At 63.2% G+C, this 25,377-nt stretch carries 29 protein-coding genes; 16 read left to right on the forward strand and 13 right to left on the reverse strand.

From position 1 onward, the window contains the following. Window positions 1–5: 5 nt before the first annotated feature. Genes DXY03_RS07955 through DXY03_RS07995 form a run of 9 tightly spaced genes read left to right on the forward strand, consistent with a single transcriptional unit; the run spans window position 6 to window position 7,549 of the window. Complete coding sequence (locus DXY03_RS07955) at window positions 6–1,622, forward strand: DUF3352 domain-containing protein (protein WP_115009921.1); 1,617 nt, start codon at window positions 6–8, stop codon at window positions 1,620–1,622. After that, on the forward strand, window positions 1,600–2,088 hold the full coding sequence (gene sixA, locus DXY03_RS07960; RefSeq protein WP_115009922.1) for a phosphohistidine phosphatase SixA: 489 nt from the start codon (window positions 1,600–1,602) through the stop codon (window positions 2,086–2,088). Before DXY03_RS07955 ends, sixA begins: the two co-directional genes overlap by 23 nt. 13 nt (window positions 2,089–2,101) lie before the next feature. Further along, window positions 2,102–3,292 (forward strand): citrate synthase, encoded by a 1,191-nt coding sequence (locus DXY03_RS07965; protein WP_006850123.1) that lies wholly within the window; start codon window positions 2,102–2,104, stop codon window positions 3,290–3,292. 27 nt (window positions 3,293–3,319) lie between these two features. After that, window positions 3,320–4,438, forward strand: coding sequence for an NADH-quinone oxidoreductase subunit NuoH (gene nuoH, locus DXY03_RS07970; RefSeq protein WP_170952016.1), 1,119 nt, complete (start codon window positions 3,320–3,322; stop codon window positions 4,436–4,438). Between the two features lie 59 nt (window positions 4,439–4,497). Continuing rightward, complete coding sequence (gene ndhI / locus DXY03_RS07975) at window positions 4,498–5,145, forward strand: NAD(P)H-quinone oxidoreductase subunit I (RefSeq protein WP_115009924.1); 648 nt, start codon at window positions 4,498–4,500, stop codon at window positions 5,143–5,145. Further along, the gene (locus tag DXY03_RS07980) at window positions 5,142–5,741 is read left to right on the forward strand and encodes an NADH-quinone oxidoreductase subunit J (protein ID WP_038552703.1); all 600 of its coding nucleotides are present in this window, start codon (window positions 5,142–5,144) and stop codon (window positions 5,739–5,741) included. Before ndhI ends, DXY03_RS07980 begins: the two co-directional genes overlap by 4 nt. Beyond that, complete coding sequence (gene nuoK, locus DXY03_RS07985; RefSeq protein ID WP_038552705.1) at window positions 5,741–6,070, forward strand: NADH-quinone oxidoreductase subunit NuoK; 330 nt, start codon at window positions 5,741–5,743, stop codon at window positions 6,068–6,070. The genes DXY03_RS07980 and nuoK overlap by 1 nt, the downstream gene beginning before the upstream one ends. A gap of 18 nt (window positions 6,071–6,088) precedes the next feature. Then, the gene (locus DXY03_RS07990; protein ID WP_115009925.1) at window positions 6,089–7,039 is read left to right on the forward strand and encodes an NAD(+) kinase; all 951 of its coding nucleotides are present in this window, start codon (window positions 6,089–6,091) and stop codon (window positions 7,037–7,039) included. A gap of 3 nt (window positions 7,040–7,042) precedes the next feature. Next, complete coding sequence (locus DXY03_RS07995; protein ID WP_115009926.1) at window positions 7,043–7,549, forward strand: CYTH domain-containing protein; 507 nt, start codon at window positions 7,043–7,045, stop codon at window positions 7,547–7,549. 208 nt (window positions 7,550–7,757) lie between these two features. On the opposite strand, the gene DXY03_RS08005 is transcribed toward DXY03_RS07995, so the two are convergent. Continuing rightward, complete coding sequence (locus DXY03_RS08005; RefSeq protein WP_011365335.1) at window positions 7,758–8,036, reverse strand: helix-turn-helix transcriptional regulator; 279 nt, start codon at window positions 8,034–8,036, stop codon at window positions 7,758–7,760. Window positions 8,037–8,103: 67 nt separating this feature from the next. On the opposite strand from DXY03_RS08005, the gene DXY03_RS08010 reads away from it, so the two are divergent. Then, entirely contained in the window at window positions 8,104–9,009 is a 906-nt protein-coding gene (locus DXY03_RS08010; RefSeq protein WP_115009928.1) for a methylenetetrahydrofolate reductase, read from the forward strand. Here the strand turns inward: DXY03_RS08010 and DXY03_RS08015 are convergent. From DXY03_RS08015 to DXY03_RS08040, 6 genes are all read right to left on the reverse strand, one after another. Beyond that, window positions 8,990–10,168, reverse strand: a complete 1,179-nt coding sequence (locus DXY03_RS08015; protein ID WP_115009929.1) for an NDP-sugar synthase — start codon at window positions 10,166–10,168, stop codon at window positions 8,990–8,992. The two genes, DXY03_RS08010 and DXY03_RS08015, sit on opposite strands and share 20 nt — an antisense overlap. 46 nt (window positions 10,169–10,214) lie before the next feature. After that, a complete protein-coding gene (locus DXY03_RS08020; protein WP_115009930.1) occupies window positions 10,215–11,117 on the reverse strand; it encodes a segregation/condensation protein A in 903 nt (300 codons plus the stop codon). Between the two features lie 58 nt (window positions 11,118–11,175). Then, window positions 11,176–11,577, reverse strand: a complete 402-nt coding sequence (locus DXY03_RS08025; RefSeq protein ID WP_115009931.1) for a lipopolysaccharide assembly protein LapA domain-containing protein — start codon at window positions 11,575–11,577, stop codon at window positions 11,176–11,178. A gap of 67 nt (window positions 11,578–11,644) precedes the next feature. Next, window positions 11,645–13,282 (reverse strand): NAD(P)H-quinone oxidoreductase subunit 4, encoded by a 1,638-nt coding sequence (locus tag DXY03_RS08030; RefSeq protein ID WP_115009932.1) that lies wholly within the window; start codon window positions 13,280–13,282, stop codon window positions 11,645–11,647. Window positions 13,283–13,371: 89 nt separating this feature from the next. Then, a complete protein-coding gene (locus DXY03_RS08035; RefSeq protein ID WP_115009992.1) occupies window positions 13,372–15,381 on the reverse strand; it encodes an NAD(P)H-quinone oxidoreductase subunit 5 in 2,010 nt (669 codons plus the stop codon). 34 nt (window positions 15,382–15,415) lie between these two features. Then, on the reverse strand, window positions 15,416–16,147 hold the full coding sequence (locus tag DXY03_RS08040) for an NnrU family protein (protein ID WP_115009933.1): 732 nt from the start codon (window positions 16,145–16,147) through the stop codon (window positions 15,416–15,418). A gap of 81 nt (window positions 16,148–16,228) precedes the next feature. Here DXY03_RS08040 and DXY03_RS08045 point away from each other — a divergent pair, with 81 nt between their 5' ends. Then, on the forward strand, window positions 16,229–17,218 hold the full coding sequence (locus DXY03_RS08045; RefSeq protein ID WP_115009934.1) for a LysR family transcriptional regulator: 990 nt from the start codon (window positions 16,229–16,231) through the stop codon (window positions 17,216–17,218). On the opposite strand, the gene DXY03_RS08050 is transcribed toward DXY03_RS08045, so the two are convergent. Further along, on the reverse strand, window positions 17,209–17,844 hold the full coding sequence (locus DXY03_RS08050; RefSeq protein WP_115009935.1) for a DUF3172 domain-containing protein: 636 nt from the start codon (window positions 17,842–17,844) through the stop codon (window positions 17,209–17,211). The genes DXY03_RS08045 and DXY03_RS08050 overlap by 10 nt on opposite strands. Further along, the gene (locus DXY03_RS08055; protein ID WP_025362552.1) at window positions 17,841–18,188 is read right to left on the reverse strand and encodes an NAD(P)H-quinone oxidoreductase subunit M; all 348 of its coding nucleotides are present in this window, start codon (window positions 18,186–18,188) and stop codon (window positions 17,841–17,843) included. Before DXY03_RS08055 ends, DXY03_RS08050 begins: the two co-directional genes overlap by 4 nt. Before the next feature lie 88 nt (window positions 18,189–18,276). On the opposite strand from DXY03_RS08055, the gene pds reads away from it, so the two are divergent. Then, a complete protein-coding gene (gene pds / locus DXY03_RS08060; RefSeq protein WP_115009936.1) occupies window positions 18,277–19,695 on the forward strand; it encodes a 15-cis-phytoene desaturase in 1,419 nt (472 codons plus the stop codon). 3 nt (window positions 19,696–19,698) lie between these two features. Continuing rightward, a complete protein-coding gene (locus tag DXY03_RS08065; protein WP_115009937.1) occupies window positions 19,699–20,607 on the forward strand; it encodes a phytoene synthase in 909 nt (302 codons plus the stop codon). Window positions 20,608–20,678: 71 nt separating this feature from the next. Here the strand turns inward: DXY03_RS08065 and DXY03_RS08070 are convergent, their stop codons facing one another. Together DXY03_RS08070 and DXY03_RS08075 are read right to left on the reverse strand one after the other, a co-directional pair. Beyond that, the gene (locus DXY03_RS08070) at window positions 20,679–21,110 is read right to left on the reverse strand and encodes an RNA-binding protein (protein ID WP_115009938.1); all 432 of its coding nucleotides are present in this window, start codon (window positions 21,108–21,110) and stop codon (window positions 20,679–20,681) included. Window positions 21,111–21,171: 61 nt separating this feature from the next. Further along, entirely contained in the window at window positions 21,172–22,365 is a 1,194-nt protein-coding gene (locus tag DXY03_RS08075) for a CCA tRNA nucleotidyltransferase (protein ID WP_115009939.1), read from the reverse strand. A 32-nt stretch (window positions 22,366–22,397) separates the two neighbouring features. Here DXY03_RS08075 and DXY03_RS08080 point away from each other — a divergent pair, with 32 nt between their 5' ends. Genes DXY03_RS08080 through DXY03_RS08090 form a run of 3 tightly spaced genes read left to right on the forward strand, consistent with a single transcriptional unit; the run spans window position 22,398 to window position 23,844 of the window. Continuing rightward, entirely contained in the window at window positions 22,398–22,649 is a 252-nt protein-coding gene (locus DXY03_RS08080; protein ID WP_115009940.1) for a Ycf34 family protein, read from the forward strand. Continuing rightward, entirely contained in the window at window positions 22,646–23,269 is a 624-nt protein-coding gene (gene tsaB, locus DXY03_RS08085) for a tRNA (adenosine(37)-N6)-threonylcarbamoyltransferase complex dimerization subunit type 1 TsaB (protein WP_115009941.1), read from the forward strand. Before DXY03_RS08080 ends, tsaB begins: the two co-directional genes overlap by 4 nt. Continuing rightward, window positions 23,269–23,844 carry a YdcF family protein gene (locus DXY03_RS08090; protein ID WP_115009942.1) on the forward strand — a complete coding sequence of 192 codons (576 nt, stop codon included), beginning with the start codon at window positions 23,269–23,271 and terminating at the stop codon, window positions 23,842–23,844. The genes tsaB and DXY03_RS08090 overlap by 1 nt, the downstream gene beginning before the upstream one ends. On the opposite strand, the gene DXY03_RS08095 is transcribed toward DXY03_RS08090, so the two are convergent. Together DXY03_RS08095 and fabD are read right to left on the reverse strand one after the other, a co-directional pair. Continuing rightward, window positions 23,807–24,460: a 1-acyl-sn-glycerol-3-phosphate acyltransferase gene (locus DXY03_RS08095; RefSeq protein ID WP_115009943.1), complete on the reverse strand. Its 654-nt coding sequence runs from the start codon at window positions 24,458–24,460 to the stop codon at window positions 23,807–23,809. The two genes, DXY03_RS08090 and DXY03_RS08095, sit on opposite strands and share 38 nt — an antisense overlap. Then, window positions 24,457–25,353, reverse strand: coding sequence for an ACP S-malonyltransferase (gene fabD, locus DXY03_RS08100; RefSeq protein WP_115009944.1), 897 nt, complete (start codon window positions 25,351–25,353; stop codon window positions 24,457–24,459). The genes DXY03_RS08095 and fabD overlap by 4 nt, the downstream gene beginning before the upstream one ends. Window positions 25,354–25,377: the final 24 nt, after the last annotated feature.

Below are 25,377 nucleotides of genomic sequence, written 5' to 3' on the forward strand. Positions count from 1 at the left end.
CGGTGATGGACAAAGATGAGGCGACCCGAGACCGCCGGCCCATGAAGGCCCGCCCCTTCCTCAGCGCTGCCGGCGCTGTGCTGTTGTCGCTGATTTTGCTGGCCGCTGGCCTGCTCTGGACCATGAACCGCCAGAGCCCCCTGCAGCTGGCAGAGCAGCCGTTGCATCTGCCTCGGGCGGCCCGGTTTGTGCCCCGGGATGCTGACCTGTCCCTCCATTGGCTGGCCGATCCAGGACGGCTGCCGGCCTATGCCCAGGCCGTTGCCCCTGCCTCCCAACGCCGCGATGCCCGTGATGGCGCCCGGCAGTGGCGCGAAGGCGTCTTTGCCCTCGCGGGCCTCCAGTTCGGTCTTGAGCTTGAGCCCTGGCTTGGTGAGGAGGTCAGTCTCACCCTCACCGATGGGGATTCCAACACCGGTTGGGTGTTGGCTTTGACCAGTCGGGATGACGACGGCGCCCGGCGCTTTCTGCAACGGTTCTGGCAGACCCGCAGCCTGGCGGGCACCGACCTGCAGATCAGCAGTTACCGCGGCATCGGTGTGATCAGCGGCCAGGGGGCGTTGGTGGGGCATGACCCCCAACCCCTGGCCACGGCCTTGATTGACGATGATCTGCTGCTCGTGGCCTCAGGCCGGGGTGTGCTGGAGCAGGCCCTCGATGTCTCCCAGCTTCCGGATCAGCATCAGCTGGGGGATCAACGCTTGCAACGTCAGGTGGCTGAGCTCGGCGAAGGCGTGGCTCTGCTCACGGCATCTCCCCATGCCCTTGAGCATTGGCTGCAGCTGCCTGAGCTGGTGGCCCAACGGGACGATCTGAGCGGACTCGTGGCATCACTGCGACCGGAGGGTTCAACCCTGGCGGTCGATGGGCGCCTCGGGTTCCGGCAAGCCCTTGGCGCCGACCCCTGGCCTGGGCTCACGGATCTGACGGCGTCGGCCGGTGGCCATGCCCGCTGGCTGGCTCAGCTGCAGAGCCCAGCCCGTTTGTTGGATCCCAGCGAAAGCCATCCACTGGCCCAATGGTTCGCTCCGTTGCTGGAGCAGCGCCTGGCGGACCAGCCGGCGGCCGATGCTGTTGTGGGGGCCGATGCTGGCCCTCTTCTCTGGCAGGACCAACCCGAGGGCTGGCTGCTGGCCACCCGCCCTCAAAGCCCCGCCAGGGATGCGGTGGATGCGCGTCTGCAGGAGCAGGGCCTGACCCGTTCTGAGCTGGAGGGCGATGGTGAGGTGTTGAGCGTGTGGACGCGGCTGGTGCGCCAGCGGGGACGCCAGCCTGGGGTGGACGCTCAATTGGCGGTGGCTCAGGTTCGCTCGTCTGCGTTGAACTGGTGGGGCGAGTCCTTGATGGCTCTGGCGCAGCGCCAGAACGGGCGTGCCATCCAGCCCCGCTTGAACCAGTGGCAGGAGCTCACAGCCTCCGCTCAACCGGCGCAGGCCCTCCTGCTGGCGGATGAGCCGGCCCGCGCACTGTTGGGGCAATGGCGGCCCTGGGCCCTGCTGCAGGTGATGGCGGGGCGGCCGCTTCAGGATCAGGTCCGCGGCCTTGCGGTGGCCGTCGACGTTGATCGTCAGGAGCAAGGCAGTACCGAGATTCCGTTGCATGCCCGGCTCGAACTCGGCTGACCTGGTTCTGTTGCGGCATGGCATCGCCGAGCCCCGCCAGGCGGGCCAGGGCCATCCCGATCGACCCCTAACCGCCGCTGGCCGTCAGCGAACCCAGCGGGTGATGGCGGCCCTGGCGCAACGGGGGCTGCGGTTGGATCGCTTGCTGTCCAGCCCTTATCGCCGGGCTCTGCAAACGGCGGAACCGGCTTTGGAGGCGGGGCTCGCTTCTGAACTCGCGGTGGATGAACGGCTTCAGCCGGGAGGGGACCTCAACATGCTGGTGACCGCCTTCGAACAACTGCTTGGCTTGGTCGGCCATGAGCCGGATCTTGGCGATCTGGCCTGCGGTCTTCTGGGGTGTGCCCCGGGATCCCTGGTGCTGAAGAAAGCCGGCGTGATTCAGCTGCGTCGGTCCACGGGCCAGTGGCAGTTGAAGGCTTTGCTTCGGCCAGCACTGTTGATTGACGATTTAGGTTGCTGTTAGAGGCAATCAGGCGGTGGCCCAGCAGCAGACAGGCGACCTGCGCCATGCGCGGACCGGGATCGAACTGCGTCCAGGTCTGGATGGCGTGCCGGCCACCCAGTCGGCGATCTGCGACATCGATGGAGAGCAAGGTCTGCTCACCTATCGCGGCTATCCGATGCAGGATCTGGCGGCCAACAGCAGTTTTCTGGAAACGGCTTACCTGCTGATCTGGGGAGAGCTGCCCAGCCGCGACCAGCTGGCGGAGTTTGAGCACGCGGTTCAGATGCACCGGCGGGTCAGCTTCCGGGTGCGGGACATGATGAAGTGCTTCCCGGCCAGCGGCCATCCGATGGACGCGCTGCAGTCCAGTGCAGCTTCCCTGGGGCTGTTCTATTCGCGCCGGGCGATCGACGACCCGCAGTACATCTATGACGCGGTGGTGCGGCTGATCGCCAAGATCCCCACGATGGTGGCCGCTTTTCAGCTGATCCGCAAAGGCCAGGACCCAATCCAGCCCCGGGATGATCTGGCCTACTCCGCCAATTTCCTCTACATGCTCACCGAACGTGAGCCGGATCCCCTGGCGGCGCGGATCTTTGATCGCTGCCTGATGCTCCATGCCGAGCACAGCCTCAACGCCAGCACCTTCAGTGCCCGCGTCACCGCCAGCACCCTCACCGACCCCTACGCCGTGGTGGCTTCAGCCGTCGGCACCCTGGCGGGCCCACTCCACGGTGGCGCCAACGAAGATGTCCTCGCCATGCTCGAGCAGGTGGGCAGTCCCGAGAATGCTGGCGCTTTCTTGGATGAGGCCATCGCGGCCAAGCGCAAAATCATGGGCTTCGGTCACCGGGAATACAAGGTGAAGGATCCCCGTGCCGTGATCCTGCAGGCCCTGGTGGAGGAGATGTTCGCCAGCTTTGGCCATGACGACCTCTACGACGTGGCCCGGGCGATCGAAGCAGAAGCAGCGTCCCGCCTCGGCCCCAAAGGCATCTATCCCAACGTCGATTTTTATTCGGGCCTGGTGTACCGCAAGCTCGGCATTCCCAGGGATCTGTTCACGCCGGTCTTCGCCATTGCCAGGGTTGCCGGCTGGCTGGCTCATTGGCGAGAGCAGCTCGGGGCGAACCGGATTTTCCGGCCTTCGCAGATCTACTCCGGATCCCAGCCACGCTCCTGGATGCCCATTGAGGAGCGCGTCTCGGCTCCGGCCGCCTAAGTTGCACCCACTTCCGTCGACACCATGGTGAGTCCGGGATTGGACCTGGAATTGAGCTTTAGCCAGGCCCTGCAAGGGTTTGGCTTCTCCCCGGAGGTGGCGAGGCTGCTTTGGCTGCCGCTGCCGATGCTGCTGGTTCTGGTGGCTGCAGTGGTGGGTGTTCTGGTTTCGGTGTGGCTGGAACGCAAGATTTCCGCTGCCGTCCAGCAGCGGATCGGTCCGGAGTACGCCGGTGCCCTGGGCGTGCTTCAGCCCCTGGCTGACGGCCTCAAGCTGCTCGTCAAGGAAGACATCATCCCGGCGCGGGCCGACAGCCTGCTGTTCACCCTCGGCCCGGTGCTGGTGGTGGTGCCGGTGATCATCTCTTGGCTGATCATTCCTTTCGGCCAGAACCTGCTGATCAGCAATGTGGGCGTGGGGATCTTCCTCTGGATCGCCTTCAGCAGCATCCAGCCGATCGGCTTGCTGATGAGCGGCTATGCCTCCAACAACAAGTACTCGCTGCTCGGTGGGCTGCGGGCCGCGGCTCAATCGATCAGCTACGAGATTCCCCTGGCTCTGGCGGTGCTGGCCATCGTGATGATGACCAACTCGCTGAGCACGGTCGACATCGTGGGTCAGCAGACCGGTGCCGGCATCTTCAGCTGGAACATCTGGCGCCAGCCGGTGGGCTTCCTGATTTTTTGGATCTGTGCCCTGGCCGAGTGTGAGCGGCTGCCCTTCGACCTTCCCGAAGCTGAGGAAGAGCTGGTCGCCGGCTATCAGACCGAGTATGCGGGCATGAAGTTCGCTCTCTTCTACCTGGCGGGTTACATCAACCTGGTGCTCTCGGCCGTCCTGGTCAGCGTTCTGTATCTCGGTGGTTGGGGCTTCCCGATTCCTGTGGAGTGGCTGGCCGGCTGGTTGAACCAGCCCATCGATGCCCCCGTGGTGCAGGTGATCACGGGCACCGTTGGCATCGTGATGACGGTGCTCAAGGCCTATCTGCTGGTGTTCGTGGCGATCCTGCTGCGCTGGACCACCCCCCGCGTGCGCATTGACCAGCTGCTCGATCTTGGCTGGAAGTTCCTGCTGCCCCTGTCCCTGGTGAACCTTCTGGTGACAGCAGCCCTCAAGCTCGCATTCCCCGTTGCATTCGGCGGCTAGGTTTTCCTACCTAGGATTTCTACGCTCCCGGCTCCGCTTCGTTCTCTCCCTTTCAGACCATGTTCGGCTTCCTCAAACAGGTCGGTGATTACACCCGGGATGCAGTCGATGCAGCCCGGAATCTGGCCCAAGGCTTTTCGGTCACGTTCGACCACATGCAGCGCCGTCCGGTCACGGTGCAGTACCCCTACGAGAAGCTCATTCCTTCCGAGCGTTATCGGGGCCGGATTCACTACGAGTTCGACAAGTGCATCGCCTGTGAGGTGTGCGTGCGGGTCTGCCCGATCAATCTTCCGGTGGTCGATTGGGTGATGAACAAGGCCACGAAGAAGAAGGAGCTGCGCAACTACTCCATCGACTTCGGAGTCTGCATTTTCTGCGGCAACTGCGTCGAGTACTGCCCCACCAACTGCCTCTCGATGACGGAGGAGTACGAGCTGGCGGCTTTTGATCGCCACAGCCTCAACTACGACAACGTGGCCCTCGGACGCCTTCCCACCAGCGTCACCACCGACCCCTCCGTTGTTCCCCTCAGGGAACTCGCCTATCTGCCGGCGGGCGAGATGGATCCCCACGGTGTTGCGGCCGATCGTCCCCGGGCTGGTCAGCTGCCGTCTCAGGTGTTGGAGACCCTCACCCCTCCTGCCAAGTCCTCTGCCAAGAATGAGGGACAATCCTCCAGTGAGGCCAAGGAGGGCGACGCATGACCATCGCGACAACCACCGAGCTGATCTGTTTTCTGGTGCTGTCTGCCGTTGTGGTGATCGGCGCCCTGGGTGTGGTGCTGCTCAGCAACATCGTCTATTCCGCCTTTCTGCTGGGCGGGGTGTTCACCGCCGTTGCTGGGCTCTACCTGCTGCTGAACGCCAGTTTCGTGGCCATGGCCCAGATCCTGGTGTATGTGGGCGCGATCAACGTGTTGATCCTGTTCGCGATCATGCTCGTCAACAAGCGGGAAGACCTCAAGGCCATCGCCAACCTCACCACGCGCCGCGTGGTGTCCGCCGGCGTCTGCGCCGGTCTGCTGGCGTTGCTGGTTCGTGTTGTGGTCACCACCCCCTGGTCGCTGCCCGGTCCCGCCGCTGTGGGTGAAGAGGCCACGGCCCGCATCGGTGAACACTTGTTCACCGATTACCTCTTGCCGTTTGAGGTGGCATCGGTGCTGCTGCTGATGGCCATGATCGGCGCCATTGTGTTGGCCCGTCGTGATGTGCTGGCCACAGATGTGGTCACCGGTGAGGTGGCTGATCAAGGCCTGATTGAGAAGGCCCGTACTCCCTTGCTGATGAATCGAGCGGACTGATGAGCGATTTTCTTGCCACGCTTCCCTCCCTGCAGGCCTACCTCCTGGTGGCCGCAATGCTCTTCTGCATCGGCGTTTGGGGTTTGATCAACAGCCGCAATGCAGTGCGCGTGCTGATGAGCATTGAGCTGATGCTCAATGCCGTGAACATCAACCTGATGGCCTTCTCCTCCTTCGTGGATGGTGATCTGATTCGCGGCCAGGTTTTCGCTGTGTTCGTGATCACGGTGGCCGCCGCTGAGGCCGCTGTCGGTCTGGCGATCCTGCTGTCGCTTTATCGCAATCGCGTTACCGTCGACATGGAGCAGTTCAACCTGCTGCGCTGGTAACCCCCGCACACCTGGGTCATGCGTCTCGATCGGGTCTGGGTGATCTATCGGGCCGACAGCCAGCCTGCCCAGCGTGAAGCCCGGCAATGTGCCAAGGAGCTGAAAGCTCTCGGCTCCCATGTGGTTACCGCGATGTCGGGTCCGCGGGTGAATCCTTTCCCCGGTCTGCTGGCTGTTGAGGAGTCGTTGCCCGACCTGGCGCTGGTGCTGGGGGGAGATGGCACGGTGCTGGGGGCTGCCCGCCACCTGGCGGTGCATGACATCCCGATCCTCAGCATCAATGTGGGAGGCCATCTGGGCTTTCTCACCCATGACCGGCGTGTGTTGCGCGGTGATCAGATCTGGCAACGCCTCCAAGACGATCAGTTCGCGATCGAACGTCGCATGATGCTTCAGGCGATGGTGGATCGACGCTCCGCTGAAGATCGAGCGGCTTCGCCGGCTCCTTTGCAGCAGCCGGATCTCGAAGACGATGAAGAGCATCACTGGGCCTTCAACGACTTCTACCTGCGGGCCTACCGCGATGAGATTTCGCCCACCTGCACGCTGGAGCTCGAGATCGATGGGGAAGTGATCGACCAGGTGCGTGGTGATGGCCTGATCCTCTCCACCCCGACGGGGTCCACCGGGTACGCCCTGGCGGCAGGGGGACCGATTCTTCACCCCGGCATCGATGCGATCATCGTTGCCCCGATCTGCCCGATGAGCCTCTCCAGCCGAACGCTGGTGGTGCCGCCTCGGGCCAGGTTGGTGATTTGGCCCCTCGGGGCTGGGGATCACCGCATCAAGCTGTGGAAGGACGGTGTGGGCTGCACGGTGCTGGAGCCTGGCGAGTGCTGTGTTGTTCAGCAGGCGCGCCACCATGCCCTGATGGTGTTGCTCAATCAAAGCCCGTCGTATTACCGAACCCTTTCCCACAAGCTGCATTGGGCGGGAAGCTTGCACGCGTCTCAGCCCTCGCAGAATTGAGCCATGGCCCTCGAGATTGAACGGCGCTTTCTCGTGCGGTCGGACGCCTGGCGCAGCAGTGCTGGCCCCGCACAGCCGCTGCGTCAGGGCTATCTGGCCGCCAGTGCCGACGGTGTGACGGTGCGGATGCGTCTGCGCGGATCGGATCAGGCCTGGCTCACCCTGAAGGCGGCGGCTGATGCCGTTGGCCTGGTGCGCCACGAGTTCGAATATCCGATTCCCGTGGCGGACGCCGAAGCCCTCTGGGATCTGGCGCCGCACCGCCTGGACAAAGTCCGCTACGCCCTGGATTGCCCTGGTGGTGACTGGGTGGTGGATTGTTTCCAGGGCGAGAACGCCCCCTTGGTGCTGGCGGAGGTGGAGCTGGCATCGGCCCAGGCGGATCTGCTGATTCCGCCCTGGTGTGGCGAGGAGATCACCGGGGAGTCCCGCTGGAGCAATGCGGTGCTGGCCCAGCATCCGGTTCAGTCCTGGCCTGAAGCGCAGCGTCGACGTTTTGGCTGGCCCTAAGGCCGGACTGGATTTGTCTTCAGATTTCCTTTAGCTTTGAGGAGTTCTGATTGGTGGCTCCTTCCAGTGGTGGGTCTATACGACACAACTGGAATGCTTCGCTTCGCAGGCTCCAGCGTGGAGGCCTGTCTGGAATACGCCACGCTGTTTCAGATCCCTGTGGGCCCCACCTCCCTTCAAAGCTTGCCGGAGCCTGTCAGCTCCACGATCAGGCTGAGGGGGGATCGTGTTCTGGAAGGACGCAACAGTTGAAGCCGTCCCGGCAGATCTTGCCGTTGTCCATGGCCCAATTGAGCAGTGCCACCCGGTTCTTCGAGCCGGTCTTGGTGAACACGTTGCTCACATGGTTGTCCACCGTTCGTTTGCTGATGGTGAGACGGTCAGCGATTTCCTGATTGGTCAGTCCTTCGGCCACGAGCTCGATGATCTCGATCTCCCTGGCAGAGAGGGAGATCTCCAGAGGATCGGTACCGTCAAGGGAGGACATGGGCGACCACCGTTGGGATCATGCTAGTCCGGACGACCGGTCTGATCCTGCATAGTGGGCCGGTGAAATGGAACGAGATTTGAGCACGGCGCTGCAGCGTGCAATTGAGGCCGGGGATCAGGTGCTTACGGCCGAGGTGATGCCTCCTCGCGGAGCCGACCCCTCCCACATGCTGGCCATGGCAGCGTCGCTGCAAGGCCGTGTCCATGCCGTGAATGTGACCGATGGCAGTCGGGCCGTGATGCGGATGAGCAGCCTGGCCTCCTGCAAGTTGCTGTTTGAGGCCGGTCTGGAACCGGTGTTGCAGATGGCCTGCCGGGACCGCAACCGCATCGCGCTTCAGGCCGATCTGCTCGGGGCCCATGCCTTAGGGATCCGCAACCTGTTGTGTCTCACTGGCGATCCAGTGCGGGCGGGCGATCAGGCTGATGCTCGGCCGGTGAATGAGTTCGAGTCGGTGAAGCTTCTGCAGCAGGTGGACGCCCTCAATCGGGGCGTGGATCCCGTGCAGGGCACCCTGCCCGATGGGGCGACCACGCTGTTTGCCGGGTGTGCTGCTGACCCACAATCGAGGAGCTGGAGCGGTCTCCAGCGCCGGTTGCAGCGCAAGCAGGCGGCGGGAGCCCGCTTCGTTCAAACCCAGATGGTGATGGACCCTGAAGCGCTCGAGCGCTTCCAGCGCGAACTGGCCGGCCCCCTGGACCTTCCCGTGCTCGCTGGCGTGTTTCTGCTGAAGTCAGCCAAGAATGCCCGGTTCATCAACCGCGTTGTGCCGGGAGCCTGCATCCCCGATGCGTTGATCCATCGGCTGGAGTGCGCCGAGAATCCCGCCATGGAGGGTGTGGCCATCGCTGCTGAACAGGTGAAGCGTTATCTCGGCATCGTTCGTGGCGTTCACCTGATGGCGATCAAGGCGGAGGAGTGCATCCCGTTGATCCTGGATCGCGCCGGACTCAGCTCGCTGCCTGGGTGAGGTCGGTGCCGAGCAGCTCCGCCATGGCTTTCTGCTGCGGGGAAGGCTCCACAAGGTCCTGACGACGGGCATCGGTGATCAGCCAGTCGAGCGAGGCCTCCTGCAGATCGAAGTGATCACCGTCCTTGCCCACGCAGTAGCGGCCGAACACCAGCTTCTCGAGCAGCTGTACGCCGGGGCCAATGCGCGAGTAGTCGAAGATGATCGAGTTGTCGACCGTGGCGCCCTCGCAGATGTGGCAGCTGGGGCCGATCATGGTGGGCCCAACGATCGTTGCGCCATCTTCGATCTTGGTCATGCCGCCTACGTAGACCGGGCCGGTGACGTTGATCTTGTCCCAGTTGGCGGCCACATTCAGACCGGTGTAAACCCCGGGACGCACCTCCTTGCCGGGGATGCCCACCTGACGGACGTCACCCATCAACACGCTGCGGATGGCTTGCCAGTAGTCGGGAACCTTGCCGATATCCACCCATTCGAAATCCATCGGGATGGCATAGAAGGGTGCACCGAGTTCGGCCAGTTTCGGGAACAGATCCGAGCCGATGTCGAAGGACTGTCCCGAAGGGATGTGTTCAAAGATCTCCGGCTCAAAGATGTAGATGCCGGTGTTGATCGTGTCGCTGAGGGCTTCGTCGACGCTGGGCTTTTCCTGGAAGCTTGAAATTCTGTTCTGGTCATCGGTGACCACAACGCCGTAGCTGCTCACCTGGTCTTTGGGGACCCGTTTGGTGACGAGGCTGGCGATCGCACCCTTCTCTTTGTGCAGTCGTACCGCTTCGCTGAGATCAAGGTCGATCAGCGCATCGCCGCAGAGCACCACGAAGGTGTCGTCGAAGAAGTGCTGGAAATCCTGGATTTTTTTTAGTCCGCCAGCAGACCCCAGGGCACTGCCGATCAGTTCGCCGTCTTCAATCCGTCCTTCAAAGCTGTAGGCAATTTCAACCCCGAAACGCTGGCCATCCCGGAAGTAGTTTTCAATCTCTTCGGCCAGGTGGGAGACGTTCACCATCACTTCGGTGAAACCGTGCTCCTTGAGCAGTTCCAGCAGAAATTCCATCACCGGCTTCTGCAGGATCGGAATCATTGGCTTGGGGATCACATGGGTGATCGGTTGGACCCGCGTCCCCTTACCAGCCGCCAGAATCATCGCCTTCATTGGCGTTTGGTCGGGTCAATACAAGGTAGTGACCATAGACCCGGTCTTAGGCCGCAACGACCGTCCGGGTCGGCGACGGATCTGGCACCTGAAGGCTGCGGATCGGCAGTTGCGTTGCAGTGCCACTCGCGGGGATGAATTTCAGTCGCAGCGGTCCGTGGAGCCAACCCTCCTGTTCCAGCTCAACCCGGCCCTGGCAGGAGAGAAACAGCAGGGCCCAGAACACCCCGACCCGGTCATGGTCCAGGTCCGCGGCGGCGGCCACCTCCCACTGATCCACCAGTTGATCGAAGCCCACCCAGTCCAGGGCGGTCTCCCAACCGTTCAGAAACACCCCCAGTGCTGCGGTTGTTTCCGGCAGCTTTTCGCGGTGGGCCAGTCCGGCCACCTGGGCGATGGCTTCACGGTTGCTGTAGCGCTTCTGCCGTTTGCGGCGGCGTGCCTCGAGTTCGTCTGATTCCAGCTGCTCGGCAATTGTTTCCAGCTGTTCGATCAGCTCCCCGAGGGTGACGGGGCGACGCAAGGGCGGTGGCGCCACGGGCCGCCGCTGCAGATGACGTTCCGGCCGTCGGGGCAGATCAAAGGTCGGATCCAGCCAACCTTGCTCATCGAAGTCGGCATCGAAGTGATCTTCGACTTCAGGCGGCGGCGGCAACATGCTGGTTTCGAGCATCTCCGCCTTGAGTCCCACAAGCACGGAGGCGGCAAGGAAGGCTTCGCTGCTGTCAGCCAGGTCCCGCTCGTAGCTACCACCCCGTCCGGCCAGGGCGGCCGCCACCTGCCCGGGAACCTCGATGCGTTGCCGGAGCTGATCCAGAAAGCCGTCGATGACGGCGATCACATCCACATCCCAGGGATCGAGATCGCCCCGCTCCGCTGCGTTCTGCAGCAGCCGAATCGCAAGGCGGGCTCCAGCATCAGCGCCGTCGTTAGGGGCCACCTGGAGCAAGTCAATTCACCCTTTCCCGGCAAGGTATCGGTCCTCAACCGATGTTGCCAGTGCTGCCTCAGGCCGCGCTGCTGGCGTCGGAGACCTCCGCCTGGTCGTTGTCGTCGCTCTCGGCACTGGTCGCGCTGACGGTGGTTGCGGGGAGGAGGCCCAGCTGGGTTTCAACGGTGGAGCGGTAGCGGCTGAGGTCGGTCTCCAGTTCCTGGATCCGCACCTGCTGTGCTTCGTATTCGTTCGCCTTGCTGAACTGTTCAACGTTGTTGAGCATCCCGGTCCAGGCGGCGAAGAACCAGGCCGACACGGCTCCCAACCCCGCTGCCAGCAGCAGCAGACCCGCCAAAGGCAGGGTGTACTCGACCCCGGGCAACACGTGAACCGTCGTGGGGCTGGTGTTCGCCAGGGTGAAGAACACCGTGATCAGGCCGAAGCTGAAGATCAGGCCGAAGTTGATCTGACGCATGGCAGGGGAGCGTTCCCCTGGAACTTACGGACGGTTGGCTGGGAATGAATCGGAATCGATACGTGATTTATGACGCGCCCAGGCCGGGGGCCTGGATGACTGCTGGAACGGGCGCCTGACCTCGTATCAAGGGGGCCGTTGGTGAGATCACCTGTTCCATCGCACCAAGGTTTCGGTTCACCAGGGCTTCGATCGAGCTGCGGTAGCTGTCGGTCATCAGCTTGGGGTACAGCCCGATTCCGATGATCGGCACCAGCAGGCAGCCGATGATGTAAACCTCGCGTGGCTCCGCATCCACCAGGTTGGTGTGGGACACCAGCTCCTCTTTCTCCTTGCCGAAGAAGATTTCGCGAAGCATCGAGAGCAGATAGATCGGTGTGAGGATCACCCCGACGGCGGCCAGCCCGCAGATCACCACGCGGAAGGGCAGGGTGTAGGCCTCATCCGTGGCGAAACCAGCGAACACCATCAGTTCGCTCACGAATCCGCTCATGCCGGGCAGGGCCAGGGAGGCGAGGGCACACACCGTCCAGAGCGCGAACATGATGCGCATCTTCTGGCCGATGCCTCCCATCTCATCCAGCTGAAGCGTGTGGGTGCGGTCGTAGGTGGCACCCACGAGGAAGAACAGGCTGGCGCCAATCAAGCCGTGGCTGATCATCTGCAGCATGGCGCCACTGGTGCCCAGGGCACTGAAGCTGCCCACGCCGATCAGCACGAAGCCCATGTGGCTGATCGAGCTGTAGGCGATCTTTCGCTTGAGGTTGCGCTGGGCGAAGGAGGTGAGGGCGGCGTAAATGATGTTCACCACCCCCAGCACGATCAGCAGTGGGGCGAACTGAGAGTGGGCCGCTGGCAGCAGTTCACAGTTGAAGCGCAGCAGGGCATAGCCGCCCATCTTCAGCAGGATGCCGGCCAACAACATGTGCACCGGTGCCGTTGCTTCGCCATGGGCATCCGGCAGCCAGGTGTGCAGGGGCACGATCGGCAGCTTCACGCCGAAGGCGATCAGCAGCCCGGCGTAGCAGAGCAGTTGAAAGCCCGTACCGAAGTCTTTGGCTGCAAGAGCGGTGTACTCAAAACTGGGGGTGCCGCCGCCGAAGAAGCCCATGGCCAGGGCGGCCAACAGTATGAACAGGGAGCTGCCGGCGGTGTAGAGGATGAATTTGGTTGCGGCGTACTGGCGTTTCTTGCCGCCCCAGATGGCCAGCAGCAGATACACAGGAATGAGTTCCAGCTCCCAGGCCAGGAAGAACAGCAGCATGTCCTGCACGGCGAACACCGCGATCTGGCCGCCGTCCATGGCCAGCAGCAGGAAATAAAACAGCCGCGGTTTGAAACTCACCGGCCATGCCGCCAGGCAGGCCAGGCTGGTGATGAAGCTGGTGAGCAGGATCAACGGCATCGAGAGCCCGTCGGCTCCCACCGCCCAGGTGAGGCCAAGATCCGGCAGCCAGCTCACCCGTTCGGACAGCTGCAGACCACTCAGGCTGGGGTCATAGCCGGTGAGGTAGGCCGCAACGGTGATCAGGAAGGTGATCAGCGTCACGATCAGGGCGTACCAGCGCACCTGTTTGCCCTCGCCTTTGTCTGGAACCAGCGGAATCAGCAGGGCACCCACAATCGGCACCAGGATCGACAGGCTCAGCCATGGAACGGTTGCCTGCACCGGATCGCTGAGTCCGGCGACTGCGAATTCGAACACGCTGATCCGATCCTCACTGGATGGATCGTAGAAATCATGGCCGCTGTGTCATCACCTCGATAGGCGATGACACACATGGACGATGGGCCTTAAGCGATTGGTCCGCCGATCACGCCAAACAGCACCACCAGGCCGATCACACCGGCAAACACAATCAGGGCATAGAACTGGGCCCGTCCGGTCTCGAGATATTTGAGACCTTCGCCGCTGCCGAGGGTGAGCAGTCCGGTGAGGTTGACCACGCCATCCACCACTTTGGCGTCCACCTCGAGCACCTCCCGCGCCAGTTTGCGGCTGCCGCGGACGAACAGCTTTTCGTTCAACACATCGAGATACCACTTGTTGGCGAGGAAGGCATTCACCGCCGGGAAGCGGCCGGCCACCAGCTGCTCCAGATCAATCCGACGCAGGGCATAGGCCAGAACAGCCAGGCTGATGCCGGCAACGGAGATGGCCACGGAGGCGCCCGCTAGGGGGAGAAACTCGCCCCAGCTGAACTTTTCGGCCATCTCGAGGGCTTCTTCGGGATTGAGAAGGCCCGCAAAACGGCTGTTCCATGGGGTGCCCAAGAGGCCAATTAGGACGGAAGGCACCGCCAGCACCGCCAAGGGGGCCGCCATCGGCCAGGCCGATTCGTGCACGCTGCCGCCATGGGCATGGTGCTCAGAAGGATCCTTGCCAGCGGCGGTGAGCAGCTGGGCCTGCATGGCGGTGTCATTGCCGCGGAATTCCCCTTCAAAAGTGAGGAAGTAAAGCCGGAACATGTAGAAGGCCGTCATCCCCGCCGTCAGGAAGCCCACCACCCAGAGCAGCGGGTAGCTGTTGAAGGCCTGGCCAAGAATTTCGTCCTTGCTCCAGAAGCCTGCCAGGGGCGGAATGCCGCTGATGGCGATGCAGCCGATGAGGAAGGTGATCGAGGTGACCGGCATCTTTTTGCGCAGGCCGCCCATCAGGCGCATGTCTTGGGCGAGAACGGGCTCGTGGCCCACCACATCCTCCATGGCGTGGATGACGGAGCCTGATCCCAGGAACAACATCGCCTTGAAGAAGGCATGGGTCACCAGGTGGAAGATGCCGGCGACCGGGGCACCGCAACCCATCGCCAGCATCATGTAGCCGAGCTGGGAGACGGTGCTGTACGCCAGACCTTTCTTGAGGTCCATCTGGGTGAGGGCGATGGAAGCCCCCAGGAAGCAGGTGATCGTGCCAACGACGGCGATCACGGTTTGAACGATGGGGAACTGGGCGTAGAGGGGATCAAGGCGGGCCACCAGGAACACCCCTGCGGCCACCATCGTTGCGGCGTGAATCAGCGCTGAAATCGGCGTCGGGCCCTCCATGGCATCGGGCAGCCAAACGTGGAGGGGGAACTGGGCCGACTTGGCCATCGGACCCATGAACACCAGAAGGCAGAGCAGCAGCGCTGCCCATGGGGCCACCGTTCCGGCGGTCAGGCCGTTCTGCAGACCATCGGCGATTCCCTGGAAATCGAAGCTTCCGGTGGCCCAGAACAGGCCAAGGATGCCCAGCAGTAGGCCGAAGTCACCAACCCGGTTCACCACAAAAGCCTTCTGAGCGGCGTGGGCGGCACCGTCGCGGTCGTACCAGAAGCCCACCAGCAGGTAGGAGCACATGCCCACCAGTTCCCAGAAGACGTAGATCTCCAGAAGATTGGGACTGATGATCAGACCCAGCATGGAGCTGCTGAACAGCGCCAGGTAGGTGAAAAAGCGCACATAGCCCTTGTCATGGGCCATGTAGCCGTGGGAGTACACCAGCACCAGCAGGGCGATGGTGGTGACCAGCGCCAGCATCACCGCCCCAAGCGGATCCACCACGTAGCCCATCGGCAGAACGAAGCTGCCGGCACTAGCCCAAACGAACAGATGCTCGACCGGCGGGGCCCCATTGAGCTGGTTGAACAGGATGCTGTAGCTGAGGGCCGCAGCTGCACCAACGCAAGAGATCAACAGCAGCGCAACGGGTTTGCGCAACCGATTGATCGTGCGGTTGAAGCTGATCAATCCCAACCCGGTCAGCACTGCACCGAACAGGGGCAGAACGGGAATGAGCCAGGCGAGTTCCTCGGCCGAGGGCATCCGCATAAAGGAGGTTGAAGCGAGTGTAGGCAGCTCAGCCCAGCAGGTTCTGGAGTGCTGAATTGCGCATCAACTCGGCAGCCGTCGGAATGAAGCGATGGGCCCACCAGAACACGCCGACGGCGATGGCGATGCCCAGTTGCGCCGGTCGAACGAATTCCTGCCACTGCAACTGCTGGCGTCCATCCAGCACCGCTGCGAAGGGCACGATTGAGGTGCTGGCCTTGAGCTCGTCAAAGGCTTCGCCGAAGCGGGCCTTCAGGCGCCGGTCGCCATGCCAGACGGCGAAGAGGTGATGGCCGATCAAGCCCACGCAGGTCACCAGCATGAAGCTGCTGCCGATCCAGAAGGCGTGGGTGAGGCACCAGAGGATTTGCCCGATGGCCTGGGGATGGCGGCTGATGCGGATGATCCCCGTGGCGTAAAGACGCACCTGCGGTTTCAGCACCGCCGGGATCTCCAGCAGGTTGTAGGTGGCTGGATAGAGGAAGAGAAAACTGATGGCGGTTCCGATCCACACGAGCGGAATCACCCCAGGCACGCCCTGGAGATTCCAAAGCCGCACCCCGTCGTAGCGATGGGCCAGGAACCATCCGATCACCACCACGGCCGAGGGAATGCTGGCTGCCGCGAAGATCAGGCGCCAGGCCCGTGCTCCGATCACGGCCTCAGCCCGGCTGCGCAGGGCAGCACCACCGCTGTGAATCACGGCAAACAGGATCAGCAGCACCAGCATCACGACGCTGCTGTGGTGGGTGGAGGCCATGGCGGCTGCGTTGGAAGGGCGTGATTCTGGCTGTCGGACGTGGCGGTCCTAAATTTCTGGTGTTCCTCCGGGTGTTCCGCGGTGGCCGATCTGCCGTTCACCCTCGACCAGCTGCGGATCCTTCGCGCGATTGTCAGTGAGGGCAGCTTCAAGAAGGCCGCCGATAGTCTTTACGTCACCCAGCCCGCAGTCAGCCTTCAGATCCAGAACCTGGAGAAGCAGCTGGAGGTGTCGCTGTTTGATCGCGGCGGGCGCAAGGCGCAGCTCACTGAAGCTGGCCATCTGCTGCTGAGTTATTGCGACCGGATCCTCAGCCAGTGCCACGAAGCCTGTCGGGCCCTGGATGATCTCCACAACCTCAAAGGTGGGTCCCTGATCGTGGGGGCAAGTCAGACCACCGGCACCTATCTGATGCCCCGGATGATCGGCCTGTTCCGCCAGAAATATCCGGACGTGTCCGTGCAGCTCCAGGTTCACAGCACCAGACGCACGGGCTGGAGTGTGGCCAACGGTCAGATCGACTTGGCGATCATCGGTGGTGAATTGCCGGCGGAACTCAATGAACTGCTGCAGGTGGTGCCCTACGCCAGTGATGAGCTGGCGCTGGTGCTGCCGGTGAAGCACCCCTTGGCCCGACTGGCTGAACTCACCAAGGAAGACTTGTATCGCCTGGGCTTCGTCTGCCTCGATGCGCAATCCACCACCCGGAAGATGGTTGACCAGCTGCTGGCACGCTCCGGCCTGGATGTGCAGCGCCTGCGCATCGATATGGAGCTGAATTCGCTGGAAGCCATCAAGAACGCCGTTCAGGCGGGCCTGGGCGCCGCCTTTGTCCCTGTGGTGTCGATTGAACGGGAGTTATCGGCGGGCACGATTCACCGGCCCCAGGTGGCTGATCTGCAGGTGCGGCGCCAGCTCAAGTTGATCACCCATCCCGCCCGCTACTGCTCACGCGCCTCGGTGGCCTTCCGCAATGACGTTCTGCCCGTTTTTGCCAGCGCTGACAGCCCGATTCGTCAGGCAGTGAAGGTCGTGCCTGAAGCGATCGGGGAGCAACTGGTTCAGAACTGATCGGCCTCGGGTGTCACGCCCACAGCGTCATCTGCCACGCCTCGGGTGAGGAATTTGTTCTCACTGATGTCGGTTTGGTAGACGCAGCGCACCACGGGCTTGTCCCGAACAGAGCCGATATAGGCAAAGGTGTTCATCCGTTGTTTGCACTCACGCTCCTGCTCGGCGGTGATGGCCCCCTCCTTGCGCAGCACCGACCAGTTCTCCCGACGGATCACACAACCCGGTTGCAGGGTTGGCTGGGTCACAAAGCTGCTGGAGGGGTTGAGCGTCGTGTACATCTCGATGTCCATGACGAAGGCGCTCGCCCCCCACTGGCGGCAGAACTCCGGGTCGGGAACGGCCATGTCCAGTTGCTGGGAGCTGGCGATGTTTCCCTGGTCGCCTGTGGTGGTGCTGGTGACAGCGCTGCCGATGCCGATTCCCACCACGAGAACTCCTGCCAAGACGGCCACGGTGAGGGTGCTGAATTGAAAGCCGCCCTGGCCGCCTCCTCCACCTGGTGGGGGGGCGGGAGGACGGCCGTATCCGACCCGGGGTGGAGCGTCATAGCGGTCACGCTCACCGCGGTCGTAGCGGCCATCACGCGGTCGGCGGCCGCCGCGGTCGTAGCGCGAGCCGGTCACAACAGTTCTGGGGTGCGGGGCAGGCCCATGGAGAAGTTCTGCACGCGGCCATCCGGGTTGTAGCTGAGTTCTCCGGCCTGGAGCAGTTGCCGGATGAATCCCTCCAGGTCTGTGCCAATGCGACGCAGGGTGTAGTCACTCAGTTCGCCGCCGGCTGCGGCATCCACCAGTTCCTTGAAGCGTCCCTGCACCTTGGCGAGGCTGGCGGCATCCCAGAGAAATTCGTTGTCGGGATCCAGATCCAAGGTCAGTTGGTCATCTGAAGGAACCAGATCCTCCTCTTGAAGCGCTGCTGTGAACAGGCGCACGTGGCGGGTGGTGCACTTGAGAAGGGTGTCAGCCAAGACGCGCCCACGGGAAAGCTGACACGACTTTAAGAAGCGAACGGGGGTCAAGCCCTTTTAAGGTTGGTTTCACTTTCGAGACGGCCGCATGCGCGTCGCTATTGCCGGAGCTGGTCTTGCTGGACTCTCCTGTGCCAAATACCTGGCGGATGCCGGCCACACCCCCATCGTTGTGGAAGCCAGGGATGTTCTCGGCGGCAAGGTGGCGGCCTGGAAAGACGAAGACGGCGACTGGTACGAAACCGGCCTGCACATCTTCTTCGGGGCCTACCCGAACATGCTGCAGCTGTTCAAGGAGCTGAACATCGAAGACCGGCTTCAGTGGAAGAGCCATTCGATGATCTTCAACCAACCCGAGGAGCCCGGCACCTACAGCCGCTTTGATTTCCCTGATCTGCCTGCACCGGTGAATGGTGTGGCGGCGATCCTGGGCAACAACGACATGCTCACCTGGCCGGAGAAGATCAGCTTCGGCCTGGGACTGGTCCCCGCCATGCTCCGGGGCCAGGGTTACGTCGAAGAGTGCGACAAGTATTCCTGGACGGAGTGGCTGCGGATCCACAACATCCCAGAGCGGGTGAATGATGAGGTGTTCATCGCCATGAGCAAGGCGCTGAATTTCATCGATCCCGATGAGATCTCCGCCACCGTGGTGCTCACGGCCCTGAACCGCTTCCTGCAGGAGAAGAACGGCTCCCAGATGGCGTTCCTGGACGGCGCACCGCCGGAGCGCCTCTGCCAGCCGGTGGTCGAGCACATCGAATCACTGGGTGGTGAGGTGCATCTCGACAGCCCCCTGCGTGAGATCAAGCTCAATCCCGATGGTTCTGTGGCGGCCTTCCACATCGGTGGCGTGAAGGGCAAGGAAAGCTTCGACCTCACCGCTGATGCCTATGTCAGTGCCTTGCCGGTGGATCCCTTCAAGCTGCTGCTGCCCGAGCCCTGGAAGCAGATGGAAGTGTTCCAGAAGTTGGATGGCCTCCGGGGTGTCCCTGTGATCAACCTGCACCTCTGGTTCGATCGCAAGCTCACCGACATCGACCATCTGTTGTTCAGCCGCTCCCCTCTGCTCAGCGTGTATGCCGACATGAGCATCACCTGCAGGGAGTACGAAGATCCCGACAAGTCGATGCTTGAGCTGGTTTTTGCTCCTGCCAAAGACTGGATCGGCCGCCCCGATGAGGAGATCATCGAGGCCACCATGGGCGAGCTCAAGAAGCTGTTCCCGATGCACTTCAGTGGCGACAACCCCGCCACCCTGCGCAAATACAAGGTCGTGAAGACGCCGTTGTCCGTTTACAAGACGACTCCCGGCTGCCAGGAGCTTCGCCCGGATCAGACCACCCCGATCAAGAACTTCTTCCTCGCGGGCGACTACACCATGCAGCGTTATCTCGCCTCGATGGAGGGTGCTGTTCTCAGCGGCAAGCTCTGCGCCGGTGCGGTGGACCGCAAGACAGGTCAGCTGGCATCATCGACCTCTTCCAGTGAGCCTGTGACGGCCTGAGCCATGCCCCTCGCCTCCCCGGATCTCGACGCAGCCTTTGAGGCCTGCCGTCGGGAGACCGCCGAGTGGGCCAAGACGTTCTATATCGGCACCTTGCTTCTCCCTCCGGAGAAGCGGCGTGCCATCTGGGCGATCTATGTGTGGTGCCGGCGCACGGATGAGTTGATGGACAGCCCGGAGGCCCAAGCGCGTCCTGTGGAGGAGCTTGCAGAGCGGCTCGACCGTTGGGAAGAGAAGACCCGTGCTCTGTTTGATGGGCGGGTGGAGGACGACCTGGATGCGGTGATGGTCGACACCCTGGAGCGCTTCCCCCAGGGCATTCAGCCTTACCTCGACATGATCGAGGGCCAGCGGATGGACCTCACCTGGACCCGCTACCCCCGCTTTGAAGACCTCAAGCTCTACTGCTATCGCGTGGCAGGCACCGTTGGCCTGATGACCCAGGGGGTGATGGGCGTCGACCAGGCCTACACCTCAGCCCCCTGGAGCGACTGTCCCGACACCTCCGATGCCGCCGTCGCCCTTGGGATCGCCAACCAACTCACCAACATTCTTCGGGATGTTGGGGAAGACCGGGGCCGTGGTCGTATTTATCTGCCCCTGGAAGATCTCAAGCGTTTCGGCTATTCCGAGGAAGAGCTGATGGCTGGAACCCTTAACAACGCCTGGCGTGCGTTGATGCGCTTTCAGTTGGAGCGGGCTCGCGATTGGTTTGCTCGTTCCGAAGCCGGAGTCCGTTGGCTGTCCGCCGATGCGCGCTGGCCGGTGTGGACGTCGTTGCGGCTGTACCGAGGCATTCTGGATGAAATTGAACGGGTCGATTACGACGTGTTCAATCACCGTGCCTACGTGGCCAAGGTCAACAAGCTGCTTGATCTGCCCCGTTCATTCCTGTTGGCGCAGTCACGCTAAAAACCCCTGCCGGTCATACCGGCAGGGGTTTGGATTGATCTGCTGTGTCCTTCAATCAGATCGGCGACGGATCAAACCGCCGTCTTCTGGTTGGCCAGCAGATCCTTGAGCTTCGACAGTTCGCCGGCCCAGCGGGGGTCAGGAGCGCCTTCGCTCTTTGCATCGCTGTGAACCACTTTGTTCACGGCCTTGCGGGCCACTTGAGGCTGGCCGGCTGCGTTGGGGGCTCCACGACGGTTGCCGCCAGCATTGTTGTCGCGACGCTCGGAGCGCTCGACCCGCAGGGCACTTCCACCAAAATCCTTGCCGTTGAGGGCTTCGATCACGGCGTCGGCCAGTTTCGGATCGTCCACGTTGGCGAAGCCGAAACCGCGGCATGCACCGGTTTCGCGGTCGAGAACCGACTTGAACCGAATCCCTTCTCCCACCGACTTGAGCAGAGCCACCAGCTCCTGTTCTTCAAAGGTCTGCGGCAGGTTGCCGATGTACAGGCGGATGCTCATGAAGGAAAGGAAATGCGATCTGTCGGTGTCTGACCGTCATCATTGACACCAGGAAAGTTAATCACAGAGCCTCGCTTTCACGGGTCAAGAAATGTTGGGCCTCTTTCAGTGCCTCGCTTGGGGTCTGGATGCGTCCAAAGGCATGTTCAAGCTTCAGATGATGCAGCAGGCGTCCGAGACGGGGGCCGGGTTCGATCTCCAGGGCCGTGAGCAGGCCATTGCCGTCGACCGGGGTTCTGGGGTGGAACAGAGGGTCCTCGGCGTTGCGCCATCGACGCAGCCAGATTTCTTTTTCGGGCACGGGCAGTTGCAGGGCCAGGGCGGGGAGATCCCCCTCCAGCTCCTCATGCAATTGCAGTCGATCGCTCTCGGACAGCGCGTCCGGTGCCTGGCAGGTGCGTTGCTGCCAGCTCCGCAGCCGTTTGCAGCGCTGGCGCAGGGCGCGACTGGCGCGGAGTTGGCTGAGCCCCTCATCGCTCACCAGGGCCGTCAGCCGCGCCAAGGGCACTGCTGCTGCGGCTTCCTCGCTGGTAAGGCCATCGATGTTGCCGGGCGTGGGAGGTTGCCCTCCGGCCGCCCAGGGATGCAGCAACGGCAGGCTTGTGAGGGCTGCCATCGCGGCGTCAGCGTGTTCGCCTCGCACCAGGCGCTGCAGCTCCGCCAGGATTCGCTCCGGTGCCGCTTCCGGAAGCCGTGCGGCGTGCCGCTCAATCCACGCCATGGTCTGGCTGGAGATGGTGAGAGGGATTTCCGCCATCAGCCGCAATCCCCGCAGCAACCGCAGAGGGTCGTCGATGAGGTTGGCTTCCGAGACGGCGGTCAGGCAGCCCTGCTGGAGGTCGCTCAGTCCTCCTGTGGGGTCCCATAGCTCTCCCCAGGGCTGGAGCGACACGGCGATGGCATTGAGCCGGTAGTCGCGCCGCCAGAGGTCGTCTTCGATGCGGTCTCCGTCCTGTCGGGCGATGTCGACCGTCCAGCCCCCAAGCACCAGCCGAGCAATGCTCCGTTCCGCGTCCAGCACCACACAAGTGCCATGGAGCTCCTGGGCCAGGGCCTTGGTCAGAGCGATGGCATCGGATGGGACCACCAGGTCAAGATCCGGATGCTCCTGGAGACGGTCCAGCAAGCCATCCCGCACGGCGCCACCCACCAGCGCCGTGCCCTCCGGAAGCCGTGCCAGGGGGAGAGGCCACTGGGCTGGAGCCAGTCGCTCTCGCAGCTGGTCAAGCAATGCGTTGCCGGAGCCTTGAGCCATCAGAATGGGTGGAGTGAACGGCCTCGGGAGGCATGTGCATCTGCGTGGATTGCAGCTGGGTCGACCGTTGTCAGGCCTATCACGCAGTTGAGCGTCAGCATGGTGTTCCGCATCTAGCCCAGGCCCCGGATTTTGAGCCAGAAGCCCCCCGCATCCACGTGTCGGTGATGGATCTCCCCGATGGCCAGGCCGGGATTGAGTGGGATGTGCGCTCCTGCTCCAGCTTCAAGGCGGATCCAGGCCGGTGGCAGCGTTGCCGTCCTGGACAGGAGCTGCCCCGATGACAGCTCCACCGCTACTGCTCGCCTTGCACAGCTGTTCCGATTGCTTTGGCATGGCGCTGCTGGATCCTCAGCAGACCGGGGCAGAGCCTTTGGTGCAGGCTCATCCGGATGGCCGGGGCCTCTCCAACAGCTTGATTTCGCGGGTTCAGGGGCTCCTCCCGCCTGAGCGTTGGCCCCAGTTGCAGGGCCTTGCCGTCGCGACGGGACCCGGCGGCTTCACCGGCACCCGCCTCACGGTGGTGATGGCCCGCACCCTGGCGCAACAGCTGGATTGCCCCCTGCTGGGAGTGAGCAGCTATGCCCTGATGGCCCCACGCCTGGAGCGGCAACTGCCCCAAGCCATGCAGGGGGAACCGTTCTGGATCACCCAGGAGTTACCCCGGCGCGGGGTGGTGGGTGGTCAGTACAGGATCACGACCGGGCAGGTTTACGAACTCAGCCTGCCGACCTTGCTGCCTCAGGGGGCATCACCCAAGCCTGCTGTTGAGGTGCAGCTGGATGTGGAAGCGGATGTGGCGCGGCTCCTGCAGCTGTTGCATCGCAGCCATGCCGCCGGGGCTGCGATGCCCTGGGCTGAGGTGCTGCCGATCTACCCCACCTCACCTGTTGGACAGGTCTGATGGCGTGCGTGCGTACAGAGCTGCTGCTGGGTGCTGGTTTGATGGCCTGGCTGTTGGGGCCCGGCCCGCTGTCGCCCTATCGGCGGGCTCTGTTGGATCGCAGCCCGCCCCAGCTGGTGCTGGTGCTCGGGGGTGATGTGGACAGGGAACGATTGGGTGCCCGGTTGGCGCGTCAGCTCGACCTACCCCTGCTGGTGAGCGGCGGCAGCAACCGTGAGTACGCCGAATGGATGCTCAGTGAGGAGCGCTTCAATCCCGACCGCGTCACCCTGGATTACCGGGCCCGTGACACCCTCAGCAATTTCACGTCCGTGGTGGATGAGCTGCAGGCGGATGGTGTTCGCCACGTGCTGCTGGTGACCAGCGAAGACCACCTGCCCCGCTCTATGGCGGTGGGCCAGGTGGTGGCCGGCAGCCGCGGAATTCAGCTCACCGGAGTTCCCGTGGCCTGCCGCGAGGACTGCACCCAGGAGGGACGCCTCAAGCAATGGAGTGATTGGCTTCGTGCGGTGGCGTGGGTGATGACCGGTCGCGACCTCAGGGATGCTGCGGACCTTGATCCAGCAGAGCGTTGATGCGTTCCTGCAGCAGAGCGGTGGTGGCATCCAGATCAGGCCTGCGGCGGCTGGCCGGGGCTGGGATGGGGGCGCCGATGCGCAGCTGAATCGGCACAAGGCGCGGCCAGCTGCGCCCGCTGCCCAAGGCGCGGTGGCTGTTGCAGATGGCCACCGGCAGCAGAGGGGCTCCCGTGCGAGCCGCGAGCAGGGCCGCTCCGGGGAGTGGGTTGTTGATCCGGCCGTCGTTCTGTCGGGTGCCGTCGAGAAACACCCCCGTTGCCCAGCCTTCTTCGAGTCGAGCCGTTGCGGTGCGGATCGCTTCGCGATCGCTGGCACCCCGCCGCACGGGGTAAGCACCACAGGCCCGGATCAAGCGCCCTAGGAGCGGGATGCTGAACAGTTCCGCCTTGGCCATGAAGGCCACGGGGCGCCCCAGGGCATGGCCCAGCAAGGGCGGGTCCAGGTGCGAACCATGGTTGGCCACCACCACAAGGGGCCCTTGCATGGGCACTCGGTTGTTGCCGGAGGTCGATCCGCGGAACAGCAAGCGGAAGACCGGGAACACCAGCAGGCTGCTGACCAGCCGGTAGGTGAGGCTCGGCTTGGGGGTGCGGACGAGGCTGGACTGACTCACTGTCCGAGGTCTCCAGCCCCGGAGATCTGGGCGGTGGTGACCCCGCTCATGCTGCGTTTGGCCAGGCCGCTGAGCACGTTGCCCGGACCGATTTCCACCAGGGTGTCCACACCGCTGTCGGTCATCGCCGCCATGGTTTCGCGCCAGCGCACACCGGTGGTCATCTGCTGCTTCAGGCGCTGTTTGAGCTCGTCCGCACTGGTGCTGGCGCTGGCGGCGCTGTTGCTGAGCACCGGAACGCGGGCATCCAGGAAGGGCACGTTGTCCAGCTCGGCGGCGAAGCGCTCAGCAGCCTCCGCCATGAACGGAGAGTGGAAGGCTCCGGAGACGGCCAGGGGGATGGCGCGCTTGCATTTCAGGGCTCCACTCACGCGTTCCACGGCCTCTGGAGAGCCAGAGATCACCACCTGCGCGTCGCTGTTGTCGTTGGCGATGCTGACGCCGTCCGTGGCGGCCACCAGATCGTCCAGCTGAGCGCGATCGAAGCCGATCACGGCCGTCATGGCGCCGCCCCCGGCGTTCGCCATCAGTTCTGAGCGGGTTTTCATCAGCTGCAGACCGGTCTCCAGCCCAAACACTCCTGCGCTGTACAGGGCAACCAGCTCGCCCAGGCTGTGGCCGGCCACCAGCGCGGGCTCGCGGCCCTGCTGCTGAAGGTTGTCGGCCAGCACCGATTCGATCACAAACAGGGCGGGCTGGGTGTTGCGGGTGTCGTTGAGGTCATCCGGGCCATCACCACCGCCGCTTTCCCCTTGGCAGATCGCCAGCAGATCGCGCCCCAGCAGCTCGGAGGCCATGGCGAAACGCTCGCGGCTGCCTTCGATGCTGAGCAGCGCTTCTGCCATGCCCACCTTTTGAGAGCCCTGACCGGGAAAGACCCAGGCGATCGCCATTGCTGTGTTCTGCAGACCGTGCCG

Source organism: Synechococcus sp. N5, from assembly GCF_900473925.1.
GTDB lineage: Bacteria > Cyanobacteriota > Cyanobacteriia > PCC-6307 > Cyanobiaceae > Parasynechococcus.